The sequence below is a fragment of the Aeromicrobium sp. CnD17-E genome, assembly GCF_024124745.1.
Taxonomy (GTDB): Bacteria; Actinomycetota; Actinomycetes; order Propionibacteriales; family Nocardioidaceae; genus Aeromicrobium.
On record NZ_JAMXRU010000019.1, the window covers coordinates 1 to 14,124 of the forward strand.

Below are 14,124 nucleotides of genomic sequence, written 5' to 3' on the forward strand. Positions count from 1 at the left end.
CGTCGGCGCCCACCAGCAGTCGCGCCAGCTCGGTGCGACCCGAGCCGAGCAGCCCGGCCACGCCGACGACCTCGCCCTCGTGCAGGGCGAGGTCGGTGGCCTCGAGCTCGCCGGAGCGACCCAGGCCGACGACCTTCAGCACGGGCTCGGCGGCGGGGGCGGCCGGGTCGGCGGGCTGGCGGTCGAGCCGCTCGAGCACCTCCAGCTCGCGGCCGATCATCTCCTGCACGAGCTCGAGCTGCGTGATCTCCGCCGTCCGGTGCTCGGCGACGAACCGACCGTTGCGCAGCACCGTCATCCGGTCGGAGAGCTCGAAGACCTGGTCGAGGAAGTGCGACACGAAGAGCACCGCGACGCCCTGGTCGCGCAGGGAGCGCACGACGTCGAAGAGCACGCGGACCTCGTCGGCGTCCAGGCTCGACGTCGGCTCGTCGAGCACGAGCACCTTGGCGTCGACGTCGACCGCCCGCGCGATGGCGACGAGCTGCTGCACGGCGATCGGGTGGCTGCCGAGGGTCGAGGTCGGGTCGACGTCGAGACCGAGCCGCGCGAGCACCTCCGCGGCCCGGCGGTTCATGGCCCGGGTGTGGATGCGGCCGAGCCGTCGCGGCTCACGTCCGAGGAGCATGTTCTCCGCGACCGTGAGGTTCGTGCAGAGGTTGACCTCCTGGTAGACCGTGCTGATCCCCGCGGCCTGGCTCTCGGCCGGGCCGGAGAACCGGTGCTCCTGACCGTCGACCTTGAGGGAGCCGGCGTCGATGGCGTACACGCCGGTCAGCGCCTTGATCAGCGTCGACTTGCCGGCGCCGTTCTCGCCCATGAGCGCGTGCACCTCCCCCGGCAGGAGTCGCAGGCTCACGCCGTCGAGCGCCTTGACGCCGGGGAAGCCGATCTCGATGCCGGTCAGCTCGACCACGGGCTCCACCGCGCTGTCGGCGGGCGGAGCGGGTCGGGCGGCGGGGGTCTCGGCCCTCGCGGCGGCGGTTCCTGCGCTCATGACGTGCTCCTCACGGTCGAGCGGACGGACGGTCGGGGGTGGGACGGGGCGAGGTCGTGGCAGCGACCCCGCCCCGTCACGGGCAGGCTCAGTACTGGCGGTCGGCCAGCACCTGCTTCGCCTGGTCCTGGGTGAAGGTCGTCTCCTCGGTGACGACCCGCTTCGGCACGTCCTCACCGGCGACGACCTTCTTCGCCAGCTCCATGAGCTGGGGGCCGAGGAGCGGGTTGCACTCGACGATGAAGTTGATCTTGCCCTCGCTCAGCGCGGTCATCCCGTCCTTCACGGCGTCGACCGTGATGATCTTGATGTCCGTGCCGGGCTTCTTGCCGGCCGCCTCGATCGCCTCGATCGCACCGAGACCCATGTCGTCGTTGTGCGCGTAGACCACGTCGATGTCGTCGTGGGACTGCAGGAACGCCTCCATGACCTTCTTGCCGCCGTCGCGCGTGAAGTCGCCCGTCTGGGAGGCGATGATCTTGATCGCGTCGTCGGAGGAGGTGACGTCCTCGAAGCCCTTCTTGCGGTCGATGGCCGGCGCGGCACCCGTGGTGCCCTGCAGCTCGACGACGTTCACGTCGCCGTCCTTGTCGACGTCGGCGTCCTGGGCGTTGTCGACGAGCCACTGGCCGGCCTTCTCGCCCTCCTCGACGAAGTCGGAGCCGAGGAACGTGACGTAGAGCGAGTCGTCGTCGGAGTCGACGGCGCGGTCGGTCAGGATGACCGGGATCTTGGCGCGCTTGGCCTCCTGCAGCACCGCGTCCCAGCCGGTCTCGACGACCGGGCTGAAGGCGATGACGTCGACCTTCTGCTGGATGTAGGAGCGGATCGCCTTGATCTGGTTCTCCTGCTTCTGCTGGGCGTCGGAGAACTTGAGGTCGACGCCCTCCTTCTTCGCCGTGTCGCGGATCGACGTCGTGTTGGCGGAGCGCCAGCCGCTCTCGGCACCGACCTGGGCGAAGCCCATGGTCAGGCCGTCGCCACCGGATCCACCGTTGCCGCCGTCCGAGCTGCTGCCGCACGCCGTCATGCCACCGAGCAGGGCCAGGCCTGCCGTGACCGTGATGACCTTCTTGAACACTGCTTTCCTCCATCTGGTTCGGCGCCGGGACGGCACCTGCGGGGGGCTCGTGTGGCGGGCGGACAACCGGACACACTGGCGACGCGGGCACGTGACCTGCATCACTGATGCCTGATTGTTAACGCTCACAACGGGACGCGTCAAGCACTTCGGGAAAGAAATTGTGAGCGCTCACAATGGCCGACCTCCGTGCGAGGATGTGTCGTGACCACCACCCCGCGCCGCACCAGCTGGTCCGGCACCGTCCCGTACCACTTCGCCGCCGAGCACCGCCCCGACGACCTCGACGCACTGCGCCGCCTGGTCACCACCACGCCGCGACTGCGCCCGGTCGGCACCGGGCACACCTTCAACGACGTCGCCGACGGCGCCGAGGCGGTCGCGCTGACCGCCTTCGACACAGTCGAGGTCCTCGACGACGGCGCCGCCGTGCGGGTCGGCGCCGGGCTGACCCACGCACGACTGGCCGAGGAGCTCGCGCCGCACGGCCTGGCCCTGCCCAACCTGGCCTCGCTGCCGCACCTCAACGTCGTGGGCGCGGTCGCGACCGCGACGCACGGGTCGGGCACGCGCACCGGCAACCTCGCCACGCAGGTGCGCGCCGTCGAGCTCGTGCTCGCCTCCGGCGACGTCCTGGGCGTCCGCCGCGGCGACCCCGACTTCCCCGGCGTCGTCGTCAACCTCGGCGTGCTCGGCGTGGTCACCGCCCTCGAGCTCGACGTCGTGCCCGCCGTCGACCACCGCCAGGTGGTGCTCCCCGACGCCGACGTCGCGAGCCTGGCCGACCGGCTCGCCGACCTGCACCGGCTGGGCCGCAGCGTCAGCGTCTTCACCCGCTGGGACGACGCACCCAGCCACGTGTGGGTGAAGTGGCGCGACGGTGACCCCGACCCCGCCCCGGGGTGGGAGGCGCTCGGGCTCAAGCCCGCCACGGAGGAGCTGCACCCGATCCCCGGCCTCGACCCGGTGCACTGCACGGCCCAGCAGGGCGTGCCCGGGCCGTGGGTGGAGCGGCTGCCGCACTTCCGGCCCGGGTTCCTGCCGAGCGCGGGCGACGAGGTGCAGTCGGAGTACCACCTGGCGGCCGAGCACGGACCCGCGGCCGTGCGCGCCCTGCAGGAGGTCGGGCACCTGCTCGACTCCGCCCTGCTGACGTCGGAGATCCGCGCCGTCGCGGCGGACGAGCTGTGGCTGAGCCCGCAGTCGGGGCAGGACACCTGCTCCTTCCACTTCACCTGGACGGCCGACCTCACCCTCTCCTCGGCCGCGGCCCTCGTGGTCGAGCACGCGCTCGAGCCGTTCGCGCCGCGCCCGCACTGGGGCAAGCACTTCGCGCTCGACGTGCGCGGCCTCTACCCGCGCCTGCCCGACTTCGAGGCGCTGCGCCGACGCCTCGACCCCGACGGCGTGCTGGCCGGCCCCTGGTACGACCGCGTCCTGGCCTAGCCCGACGACAGAAGTCCCCACGATTCGGAACGTGGTGGCCCGTTCTCGCGCCCGGAACGGGCGATGGGGTTCCAAATCGTGGGGAGCGGGCGGCGCTGGCACTAGGCTCGGCGTCATGCACGTCCACGTCGCCGACCACCCGCTCGTCTCCCACAAGCTCACGGTGCTGCGCGACGCGTCCACCGACTCCCCCACGTTCCGTCGGCTCGCGGACGAGCTGGTGACGCTGCTGGCCTACGAGGCCACGCGCGACGTCCGCGTCGAGACGGTGCAGGTGACGACGCCTGTTGCGCAGGCACAGGGCGTCCGGCTCGCCGACCCGCGTCCGCTGGTCGTGCCGATCCTGCGCGCGGGCCTGGGCATGCTCGAGGGCATGCAGCGACTGCTGCCGACGGCCGAGGTCGGCTTCCTCGGGATGGTGCGCAACGAGGAGACGCTCGAGGCCGACACCTACGCCGAGCGGCTGCCTGACGACCTGTCCGGGCGCCAGTGCTACGTGCTCGACCCGATGCTCGCGACCGGCGGCAGCCTCGCCGCCGCCATCCACTTCCTGGTGAAGCGCGGGGCCGACCACATCACCGCCGTGTGCCTGCTCGCCGCCCCGGAGGGCATCGAGCGGATCGAGCGCGAGATGGCGGAGGTCGGCGTGCCCGTCACCCTCGTCGTCGCCGGTCTCGACGAGCGCCTCGACGAGAACGGCTACATCGTCCCCGGTCTCGGCGACGCCGGCGACCGGCTGTACGGCGTCGCCGACTGACGTGGCCGTCACGCAGGAGCTCCGTCCGGGGCCGTGGGGGTGGGCCGAGCGTCGCCGTCGCATCGCGGCGTCCGGTGTGGTGCTGGCCGTGGCCGTCGGACTGCTGCTGCTGGCGGGTCGCGGCACGGGCCTGCTGGGCGTGCTGCTGATCGCGGTCCCGACCGTCGTCGTGACGGTGCCGCCGATCCTGCTCTACGAGCGACTCGTCTACCAGCGCGAGCGCCTGGTGATCACGGCGCGCACGCTCGAGATGTACCGCGGCGACCGGCTGCTCCACCGCCTCGACCGCACCGCACCGATCCGGGCCCTGCGGTTCCGGCTGTCGGCGTCGGGCCACCCGTTCGGGCTGGCGAAGCTGCTGCTGCACGACGGTCGCGACAACGTGCGGCTGGCGAGCGACCGGTGGCTCGTCCGGCACGAGCAGCTCCTCACCGCCCTCGGCGTCGAGGCACCCACCGTCGACCACCGCCAGGCGCAGCAGCTGGTGCCGGACGCCTTCCCGCTGTGGGAGCGCCGCCCCAACCTCGTCGCGGGCCTCACCGTGCTCGGCCTGTTGGTCGCGATCGTGGCCGTCCCTGTCGTCGTGGCGCTCCTCACCGCCTGATCAGCAGGGACGTCCGGCCAATCGGCTGCGGCGACGACCGCGGACGTGCCAGGGTGTGCGCCATGACCGAGCCGGGTCCTGACGCGGACGCCACGGCGCTCGTGCTGCGGCCCCTGGGCTGGCGCGAGGCCGACGGCGTGGCGCGACTGTGGCGGGACCTGCTGGTGATGTTCCTCCCTCTGCTGCCATTCGCCCTCCTCGCCGGGCTCTTCGGCGAGCACCATCCGGCGGTCCTCGCCCTCGTCCTGGCCTGCGTGCTGCTCATCCTGGTCGTCTACGTCCTCGAGCTGGTCCTGGTGCGCCGGGAACGCGTGGTCGTCACGGCGGAGTCGGTCGAATGGTGGCGCGGACGCCGCCTCCGGGCCAGCCTGCGTCGGGGGCCTTCGCTGCGTGCCGCGCGCTACGTGCCGTGGCCGCTCGGCCGGTCCTTGGGGCTGATCCACCTCGCTGTCTCCGACGGCACGACCGGGTTCAGGCTCTGCGACGCACGGTGGATCGCCCGGTTCGAGACGATCGTGCTGGCAGCGCAGGTGACGGCACCTCGACTCACCCCAGCGCGGGCACGCCGGCGCATGCCGGAGTGCTTCACCGCCGTCGAGCACCTCCTCGACGCGCTCCGCGCGCAGGGCTCGACCCGGGTCGCGGTGGGTGTCGTCGTGCTCGTGTCAGCGAGCCTGGTCGCCGGCTACCTGGCCGGGGCCCTCACCGGCGCCGAGCCGTGAGCGACGCCGGTGCCGCGACCTGATCCCACGCCGCACCGTTCGGCTTGCGCCGACCCTGGACTCGGCCACGCTGGTCAGGTGAGCGAGGACCCGGTCGACACCCACGAGGACCGACCGACCACCTCGGACGAGCCGAACCCGGCGCGCTGGCGGATCCTCGCGGTCACCCTCGTCGTCGGCTTCATGTCGCTCCTGGACGTCACCATCGTCAACGTCGCGATCCCCTCGATCCAGGAGGGGCTCGACACGTCGGCCTCGACCGTGCAGTGGGTGGTCTCCGGCTACGCGCTCACGTTCGGCCTGACCCTCGTGGCCGGCGGACGCCTCGGCGACGCCTACGGGCGCCGACGCCTCATGCTGATCGGCCTGGCCGGGTTCGTCGCGTCGAGTGCCGCGGTCGGGCTCGCTCCCACCGCCGAGCTGGTCGTCGTCGCGCGGCTGCTCCAGGGCGCGTCAGCCGGGCTCCTCACGCCCCAGAGCTCGGGCCTCATCCAGCAGCTGTTCTCCGGCGCCGAAAGGGGCCGCGCGTTCGGCTACTTCGGCCTCACCGTCTCACTCGCGTCGGCCACCGGGCCGCTCCTCGGCGGCCTCGTCATCGGCCTCGTCGGCGAGGACCTCGGCTGGCGGCTGGTGTTCCTCGTCAACGTGCCCATCGGCGTGGTCGCCGCGATCGCCGTCGCCCGCATGGTCCCCGGACGCGAGGACGACAGCACGCCCGGCCGCATCGACACCCTCGGCGCGGCGCTTCTTGGGGTGTCCGTGCTCTGCCTGCTCTACCCGCTCGTCAGCCTCGAGTCGGGGGCGCGCTGGCCGCTCGCACTGCTCGTCGGCGTGCCGGTGTTCGCGTGGGCGTTCGTGCGCTGGGAGCACCGCGAGAAGCGGCTCGGGCACGATCCCCTGCTCGACCTCGACCTGCTGCGCCGCCTCCCCGGGTACGGCAACGGGCTGCTCGTCGGCACCGTCTACTTCACGGGCTTCACCGGAGTGTTCCTGGTCGCGTCGGTGTGGCTGCAGGACGCGCGCGACGTCAGCGCGCTGCACGCCGGTCTGCTGCTCACGCCGTTCGCCCTCGGGTCGGCGATCACCTCCCCGCTCGCCGGACGCCTGGTCAGCACGGTCGGTCGACCACTGACCGTCATCGCGCTCGGCGTCATGATGGTCGGCGTCCTCGGTGCCGCGCTGGTGGCACCCGGGCGCCCCACCGAGGATCTCTGGTGGGCGCTCTCCCCGTTCCTGCTGCTGGCCGGTCTCGGCGGCGGCGCCGTCGTGTCGCCGAACATCACGCTGACCTTGCAGGAGGTGCCGCCGCGGATGGGTGGCGCGGCCGGCGGGGCCCTGCAGACGGGCCAGCGCATCGGCTCCTCGCTCGGCGCGGCCCTGCTGGCCACGACCTACCAGGTGGTCGCGGGACGGTCCGACGGCGACGCCGGCATCCAGGTCTCGCTGCTCGTCGCGCTCGTCGTGCTGGCGCTCGCCCTCGCGGCGGCCCTGCTCGCCTGGCGCACCTCGCGACGCAGCGGTCCCTCCTCCGCACCACACGCCTGATGGGAATCATGCCCAGGTAGAGTCGACCCATGGACGCCGAGGCACGCTCTCACGTCGACGCACTCTGGTCCGCCGGCGACTACGCCCTCCTCGCCGCACGGCTCGAACCGGCGGCGCACACCGCCGCCGCCCGGGTCGGCGACGGCCACGGACGTCACGCCCTCGACGTCGCCGCGGGCACCGGGTCGCTGGCGCAGGCGCTCGCGGAGCGCGGCTGGCGCACCGCCGCGGCCGACATCTCCACCCGTCTGGTCGAGGAGGGGCGGCACACGTGCGCGGCCGCCGGCCTCGAGGTCGGCTGGCACGTAGCACCCCTCGACGAGCTCCCCGGCGAGCCGGGGTCCCTCGACCTCGTCGCGTCGTCGTTCGGCATGATCTTCGCCCCCGACCCCTCGGCCGCCTTGGCCGAGAGCCGCCGCGTGCTCCGCCCCGGCGGCGCTCTCGTGCTGACGACGTGGCCGCACGACGGCTACCTGGCGCACATGACCGCGGTGATGGGCACCTTCCTGCCGCCCGGGGCGCCGGTCCTGGCGCCGTTCCTCTGGGGCGACGCCGACGTCCAGCGCGCATGGCTCGACCCCTGGTTCACCGACGTCGAGGTCACGACGCACCGACTGCCCTGGCAGTTCGACGACGTCGACACGGCCATCGGCTTCCTGTTCGACGCGTCGCCCGGTCACCTGGCTGCCGCGCGTGCGGTCGGCGACCGGGTCGAGGAGCTGAGGTCGGCCGTCGCCGACCATCTCGTCGAGGTCAACGGTTCACCCGGTCGGGTCGACCTCGAGCTCGACTACCTGCTGACGCACGCCGTCGTCCGACCGTGACCCCGCCCGCCACCGTCCCCGTCGTCGCCCTCACCGGTAGCCTCGGGAGCGGCAAGACGACGATCCTGAACCACCTGCTCGCCCACCGGGGCGGACGTCGGGTCGGCGTGCTCGTAAACGACTTCGGCGCCGTCGACGTCGACGCGCTGCTCGTCGACGCCGGCTCGGCGGCCACCCTCTCGCTGGCGGGCGGGTGCGTATGCTGCCGGGTCGACGACGACACCCTCGACTCGACGCTGGAGCAGCTGACGTCGCCGCGGGCCGGGCTCGACCTGGTGCTGGTCGAGTCCAGCGGGGTGGCCGACCCGACGACGCTCGCCGCTCGCCTCCACCGCGCGGTGCGCCACCCGGGGCAGGTCGGCGGGCTGCTGCACGTGCTCGACGCGCGCGCGTGGTCCGACGACGACACGGTGCTCGACCCCGCCGCGCTGGCCCGCGCCGACCTCGTCGCGCTCACGAAGACCGACCTGCCCGGCTCCGTCCCGGTCGGCGAGGCGCGACGTCGGCTCGAGCCGATGCTGCGCACCGGGGTGCCCGTCGTCGACGCCCCGCACGGCGCCGTCGACCCCGACCTCTTCGCCGACGCCTCGGCGCCGCTGGACGACGGCCCCCGTCAGCTGTCCCTCGCGGAGGCCCTCCCCCTCCCCGGCGGCCACCAGCACGTCCACGCGAGCACCTGGGAGCACGACGGGCTCGTGCACCCGCGTCGTCTCGCCGAGCTGCTCGACGGCGGGCTGCCGTCGGCCTACCGGCTGAAGGGCGTCGTCCGGCTCGACGTGCCGTGGGGTGCACGCTGGTGGACGGTGCACCGGGTCGGCGGGCTGCCGCGCGTGACCCCGGCACCGAGGCCCGCGCCGACGAGCCGCCTCGTGGCCCTCGGCCCGACGCTCGACGAGCGCGCGGCGGAGGTCGCCCTGACGCACGTCGGGCGCGACCTCCAGGAGGAGGTCGCGCCCGACGACCACGCGGCGCTCATGCGCTGGGTGCCCGACGACCTGCGCCCGGAGTGGGCGCGAGTCGAGGGCTGAGCCCGGCTCAGGCGGCGTGCTTGCAGGTGCTGCAGGTGCAGTCGCTGCACACGCAGTTGGCGCAGCTGTCCGAGCAGTGGGCGCAGGAGCACGTGTTGTGGTTGCAGGTCGCGCACGTGCAGTCGGTGCAGGTGCAGGTCGCACAGCTGTCGCTGCAGTGCGCACAGGAACAGGTGGCGCACTCGTCGTAGTGGCCGTCGTGCTCGCGGTGCACGTGGCCGTCGTGGAGGTAGTCGACGTGGTCCTCGTGGACGACGGCGTCGTGGCCGCAGCCCGGGCCGTGCGTGTGGTCGTGCTTCTCGGCCTCGCGGTGGTCGATGACGGTCATGGGTGGTTCTCCTGGGTGTGCTGGAAGGCGTCGAGGAGCACGTGGGCCACGTGCTCGTCGGTGAGGGAGTAGACGACCTCGCGTCCGCGGCGCTCGCCCGAGACGAGACGTGCGGTGCGCAGGATCCTCAGGTGCTGCGACACGAGCGGCTGCGACCGCCCGGTCCACTCGACGAGGTCGCCGACGGTCTGCTCCCCCGCGCACAGGCGGTGCACGAGAGCGGCGCGCAGCGGCGTCGACATCGCGTCGAAGAGTGCAGCGACGGCGGCGTAGGCGTCGATGTCCCCCCGGCCGACGTCACCCCGCTCACTCATGCACACATCCTTATATAGCAATTCATGCATGTCAACCTCATCCGTCGTCCCTTCTCCCCCGGAGCACGACGGCCGGCCGCCCCTTGGGGCGACCGGCCGTCGTGCACCTCCGACTCACAGCGCGCGCAGGATGTCCTCCACGCGGTCCTTCGCGTCGCCGAACAGCATCTGGCTGTTCTCCCGGAAGAACAGCGGGTTCTGCACCCCCGCGTACCCGGCGGCCATCGAGCGCTTGAACACCACGACGTTCGACGCCTCCCACACCCGCAGCACCGGCATGCCGGCGATCGGGCTGGTCGGGTCCTCCGCGGCGGCCGGGTTCACGGTGTCGTTGGCGCCGATGACCAGCACCACGTCGGTGTCCGCGAGGTCGTCGTTGACCTCGTCCATCTCCAGGACGATGTCGTACGGGACCTTCGCCTCGGCGAGGAGCACGTTCATGTGCCCGGGCAGGCGGCCGGCGACCGGGTGGATGCCGAACCGCACGTCGACGCCGCGCTCGCGCAGCTTGCGGGTCAGGTCGGCCACGGGGTACTGCGCCTGCGCCACGGCCATCCCGTAGCCCGGGGTGATGACGACGCTCGACGCGTCCTTCAGCAGCTCGGCCACACCCTCGGCGTCGACCTCGCGGTGCTCGCCGTAGTCCGTCGCCTCGCCGGCCGGGGCCTCGATGCCGAAGCCGCCCGCGATCACCGAGATGAACGAGCGGTTCATCGCCTGGCACATGATGTAGCTCAGGTACGCACCCGAGGAGCCCACGAGCGCTCCGGTGACGATCAGCAGGTTGTTGCTCAGCAGGAAGCCGGCCGCGGCCGCAGCCCAGCCCGAGTAGCTGTTGAGCATCGACACGACGACCGGCATGTCGCCGCCGCCGATGGAGGCGACGAGGTGCCAGCCCAGGGCGAGGGCGAGCGCCGTCACGAGGATCAGCAGCCAGATGTTCGGGCTCGCCACGAACACGACGGTCAGCACGAAGAACAGCACGAGCGCGCCGATGTTGAGGTAGTTCTTGCCCGGCAGCACGAGCGGGGACGACTTGATCCGTGCGCTCAGCTTCAGGTACGCGACGATCGACCCGGTGAACGTCACCGCGCCGATGAAGACGCCCACGAAGACCTCGGCCGAGTGGATCCGCTCGAGCGACTCCAACGGGTACACCGGGTGCTCGAGGTAGCCGTTCCAGCCGACGAGCACGGCCGCCAAGCCGACGAAGGAGTGCAGGAGCGCGATCAGCTCCGGCATGCCGGTCATCTCGACCTCGCGGGCCCGCCAGATGCCGATGCCCGCGCCGATCGCGATCGCGCCGACCAGCAGGACGACGCCGACCGTCTCGGCGTCCTCGACGGCCAGCACGATCGTCGCGACCAGGGCGATGGTCATGCCGGCGATGCCGTAGGCGACGCCGGAGCGTGCCGTCTCGTGCTTGCTCAGCCCGGCGAGGCTGAGGATGAACAGCAGGGCGGCGACGATGTACGCCGCGGTCGCGATGCTCTGTGCGGTCACTGCGATCAGCCCTTCGCCACGGTGTCTTTGGAGAACATGCCGAGCATGCGGCGGGTCACGGCGAAGCCGCCGAAGATGTTGATGGAGGCCAGGAGCACCGCGACGAACGCGAGCAGGCGGATCGCCCACGCGTTGTCGGCCCCGTCGCCGACGCCGATCTGCAGCAGCGCACCGACCACGATGATGCCGCTGATGGCGTTGGTGACGCTCATGAGCGGCGTGTGCAGGGCGTGGTGGACCTTGCCGATCACGTAGTAGCCGATGACGACCGACAGCGTGAGCACGAAGAAGTGCTCGGGCAGCGGCGGCGGCGCGTACGCGTTGACGAGGAACAGCGCGGCGATGCCCGCGGCGATGAGGAGGTACTTGCCGCGCTGGGTGAGGCCGGGACGCGGCTCCGGCTTCTCCTGGACGGCGGGCATCTCGGCCGTCGGGGCGGGTGTCGCCGAGACCTGCACGGGCGGCGGCGGCCAGAGGACGTCACCGTCGTGCACCACGGTCACGCCGCGCTGCACCACGTCGGAGTGGTCGAGGACGAGCTGGCCGTCCTTGGCCGGCGTGAGCAGCGTCAGCAGGTTGACGAGGTTCTGCCCGTACAGCTGCGAGGCCTGGGTGGGCAGGCGACCGGCGAGGTCGGTGTAGCCGAGGATCGTCACGCCGTTCGCGGTGACGACCTTCTCGCCCGCCACCGAGCCCGCGACGTTGCCGCCCTGCGCCGCCGCCATGTCGACGATGACGCTGCCGGGCTTCATCGAGGCGACGTCGGCCTCGGTGAGCAGGCGCGGGGCCTGACGTCCCGGGATGAGTGCGGTGGTGACCACGATGTCGACGTCGGCGGCCTGCTCGGAGTAGATCTCCGCGGCACGGCGGTCGTACTCCTCGCTGGTGGCCTTCGCGTACCCGTCGGTGGACTTCTCGACCTCGACGTCGACCGCGAGGTACTCGCCGCCGATCGACTTCACCTGGTCGGCGACCTCGGGACGCGGGTCGGTGGCGCGCACGATGGCGCCGAGGCTGGACGCGGCGCCGATCGCCGCGAGCCCGGCGACGCCGGCACCGGCGACGAGCACCTTGGCCGGCGGCACCTTGCCGGCGGCCGTGACCTGCCCGGTGAAGAACCGGCCGAACTCGTGGGCCGCCTCGACGACCGCGCGGTAGCCCGCGATGTTGGCCATCGACGACAGGACGTCCATCGACTGCGCCCGCGAGATGCGCGGCACGGCGTCCATCGCGAGGACGGTCAGCGGGCGGGCCGACAGCGCCTCGAGCAGCTCGGGGCTGGTGGCCGGCGCGATCAGGCTGACCAGCGTCGCGTGGTCGTTGAGCCGGTCGATCTCGGCCGTCGTCGGCGGGTTGACCTTGAGGACGACGTCAGCCGTCCAGGCCTCCTCCCCCGTGACGACGGAGGCACCGGCCTCCGCGAACGCCTCGTCGGCGAACGCGGCCTTCGCCCCGGCCCCGGACTCGACGCTCACGTCGTACCCGAGCTTCAGCAGACGTGCGACCGTCGCGGGAGTCGCGGCGACCCGGGTCTCCCCGGCACGCGACTCGGCGACCACTCCGATCCTCATTCCGCGGACACTAGCGGAGGCCTCGGGAACCGACCACTGGATGAGACCCGTGTCTCAGGTACTGGCGGTATCTGAAACTTGCGGCCAGTTGGGCGGCGGCGTGGGAGGCTGAGCCCGACACGAGGGAGACCATGACCGACCTGCAGGACCGGGCCAGCCGGACGCCGCACCCCGAGCTCACGCCCGAGCAGAGCCGGGTGTTCCTGTGGTTCTGCCTGCAGTCGATCCTCCTCGTGCCGGCCGTGGTCGACCCCACCTTCTGGCGAGACGTGCCGCATCTCGCGTGGCGCGACGCCGCGGTGATGCTCCCCGTCGTCGGGCTCCTCTCGTTCATCCTTGCCCGGACGACGTGGCGCATCGCGCGCCTTCCGTGTCCGGTGGCACGCGGCGGGTACGTCGTGATGGGCAGCCTGCTGGTGTTCCTCTCCTCCGGGCCGCTGTTCTGGTCCACGAACCCGGACCAGAACCTGCGCGGCGCGGTCACGCTCGCCCTGGGGCTCCTGCTCTGGACCTTGGTCGCCAAAGACGTCCTTGCCCACCGACGCGCCCGCACCGCCGCCTGATTCCCATCAGTTCACGGGAACCAGCAGCCCACCATGGTTTCCCTCGCTCACCTGCGGATGCAACCGCAGGTGAGCGAGGGATTCCCATTCCTTGATGGGAATCAGCATCGACGGCGACGGCGACGGGTCGAGCCGGGCGTCAGCACCCGGCCAGGACGTCCTGCAGGGCCGACTTCTCGGCGGAGTCGACGCTGAGGCCCCACCGGTACTTCACGGCGATCCAGTCCGACACGTACGTGCAGCGGTAGCCGGTGGCGGGCGGCAGCCAGGAGTCCGGGTCCTGGTCGCTCTTCGACCGGTTCGTCGACGCCGACACGGCGATCAGGCTGCGGGCGTCGCCCAGGTCGTTGGCGAACGACTCGCGCCGGCTCGCCGTCCAGCCGGACGCACCGGAGATCCAGGCCTCCTTCAACGGCACCATGTGGTCGATGTCGAGGCTTCCCGCGTCGGTGAAGCGCACGTTGTCGTAGCGCGACAGCCAGGAGCCCGACGTGATCGTGCAGGTGCCGGTGCGCCCCGTCGCCGACGACGACTCGTCCATCAGCACCTCGGCGCGGGTGTTGCAGCCGTCGCCGTCCGCGTCGATCCAGTGCCGGAACGCGTCGCGGTCGTAGGTGGAGCCGTCCGACTCCGCCCGGACCGTGAGCTCGGCGAGCTGCGACTCCGGCGACGCCGACGCGGCCGGCGCGACGAGGACGGTCGCGACGAGCGTCGCGACCAGCACGCCGACGACGTGGGCGAGGCGGTGTCGTCGCCGCACGACGGCGGGACGGACGTGGACGGTGGACGTGGCAGCACGAAGCGGCATGGTGGGACTCCCCCCGAAGTCACTGGTCAGGTC

General features: G+C 72.1%; 15 protein-coding genes. 8 read left to right on the forward strand and 7 right to left on the reverse strand.

Features of this window, described 5'->3' with window-relative positions:
• On the reverse strand, nt 1-997 hold a 997-nt coding region (locus NH339_RS06145), incomplete at its 3' end, for a sugar ABC transporter ATP-binding protein (protein WP_253023542.1).
• Nucleotides 998-1,085: 88 nt separating this feature from the next.
• A complete protein-coding gene (locus tag NH339_RS06150) occupies nt 1,086-2,078 on the reverse strand; it encodes an ABC transporter substrate-binding protein (RefSeq protein WP_253023544.1) in 993 nt (330 codons plus the stop codon).
• Nucleotides 2,079-2,282: 204 nt separating this feature from the next.
• Between NH339_RS06150 and NH339_RS06155 the strand changes: the two genes are divergently transcribed.
• The 7 genes from NH339_RS06155 (at nt 2,283) to NH339_RS18815 (ending at nt 9,004) form a co-directional block, all read left to right on the forward strand.
• Nucleotides 2,283-3,524 (forward strand): D-arabinono-1,4-lactone oxidase, encoded by a 1,242-nt coding sequence (locus NH339_RS06155; protein WP_253023546.1) that lies wholly within the window; start codon nt 2,283-2,285, stop codon nt 3,522-3,524.
• A 115-nt stretch (nt 3,525-3,639) separates the two neighbouring features.
• The gene (gene upp / locus NH339_RS06160; RefSeq protein ID WP_253023548.1) at nt 3,640-4,281 is read left to right on the forward strand and encodes a uracil phosphoribosyltransferase; all 642 of its coding nucleotides are present in this window, start codon (nt 3,640-3,642) and stop codon (nt 4,279-4,281) included.
• 1 nt (nt 4,282) lies between these two features.
• Complete coding sequence (locus NH339_RS06165) at nt 4,283-4,885, forward strand: hypothetical protein (protein ID WP_253023550.1); 603 nt, start codon at nt 4,283-4,285, stop codon at nt 4,883-4,885.
• A gap of 62 nt (nt 4,886-4,947) precedes the next feature.
• Nucleotides 4,948-5,607: a hypothetical protein gene (locus tag NH339_RS06170; protein WP_253023552.1), complete on the forward strand. Its 660-nt coding sequence runs from the start codon at nt 4,948-4,950 to the stop codon at nt 5,605-5,607.
• A gap of 78 nt (nt 5,608-5,685) precedes the next feature.
• The gene (locus tag NH339_RS06175; RefSeq protein WP_253023555.1) at nt 5,686-7,152 is read left to right on the forward strand and encodes an MFS transporter; all 1,467 of its coding nucleotides are present in this window, start codon (nt 5,686-5,688) and stop codon (nt 7,150-7,152) included.
• A gap of 29 nt (nt 7,153-7,181) precedes the next feature.
• Nucleotides 7,182-7,976 (forward strand): class I SAM-dependent methyltransferase, encoded by a 795-nt coding sequence (locus tag NH339_RS06180; RefSeq protein WP_253023557.1) that lies wholly within the window; start codon nt 7,182-7,184, stop codon nt 7,974-7,976.
• Complete coding sequence (locus tag NH339_RS18815; RefSeq protein ID WP_253023559.1) at nt 7,973-9,004, forward strand: GTP-binding protein; 1,032 nt, start codon at nt 7,973-7,975, stop codon at nt 9,002-9,004. Before NH339_RS06180 ends, NH339_RS18815 begins: the two co-directional genes overlap by 4 nt.
• Nucleotides 9,005-9,011: 7 nt before the next feature.
• Here NH339_RS18815 and NH339_RS06190 read toward each other — a convergent pair whose 3' ends face one another.
• From NH339_RS06190 to NH339_RS06205, 4 genes are all read right to left on the reverse strand, one after another.
• A complete protein-coding gene (locus tag NH339_RS06190) occupies nt 9,012-9,332 on the reverse strand; it encodes a hypothetical protein (RefSeq protein ID WP_253023561.1) in 321 nt (106 codons plus the stop codon).
• A complete protein-coding gene (locus tag NH339_RS06195; protein ID WP_253023564.1) occupies nt 9,329-9,646 on the reverse strand; it encodes a helix-turn-helix transcriptional regulator in 318 nt (105 codons plus the stop codon). Before NH339_RS06195 ends, NH339_RS06190 begins: the two co-directional genes overlap by 4 nt.
• A gap of 114 nt (nt 9,647-9,760) precedes the next feature.
• On the reverse strand, nt 9,761-11,158 hold the full coding sequence (gene pntB / locus NH339_RS06200; RefSeq protein ID WP_256475062.1) for a Re/Si-specific NAD(P)(+) transhydrogenase subunit beta: 1,398 nt from the start codon (nt 11,156-11,158) through the stop codon (nt 9,761-9,763).
• Complete coding sequence (locus NH339_RS06205) at nt 11,155-12,720, reverse strand: Re/Si-specific NAD(P)(+) transhydrogenase subunit alpha (RefSeq protein WP_253023567.1); 1,566 nt, start codon at nt 12,718-12,720, stop codon at nt 11,155-11,157. The genes pntB and NH339_RS06205 overlap by 4 nt, the downstream gene beginning before the upstream one ends.
• A 131-nt stretch (nt 12,721-12,851) precedes the next feature.
• On the opposite strand from NH339_RS06205, the gene NH339_RS06210 reads away from it, so the two are divergent.
• On the forward strand, nt 12,852-13,283 hold the full coding sequence (locus NH339_RS06210; protein ID WP_253023568.1) for a hypothetical protein: 432 nt from the start codon (nt 12,852-12,854) through the stop codon (nt 13,281-13,283).
• 139 nt (nt 13,284-13,422) lie between these two features.
• Here the strand turns inward: NH339_RS06210 and NH339_RS06215 are convergent, their stop codons facing one another.
• On the reverse strand, nt 13,423-14,091 hold the full coding sequence (locus NH339_RS06215; RefSeq protein ID WP_253023569.1) for an HNH endonuclease family protein: 669 nt from the start codon (nt 14,089-14,091) through the stop codon (nt 13,423-13,425).
• Between the last annotated feature and the right edge of the window lie 33 nt (nt 14,092-14,124).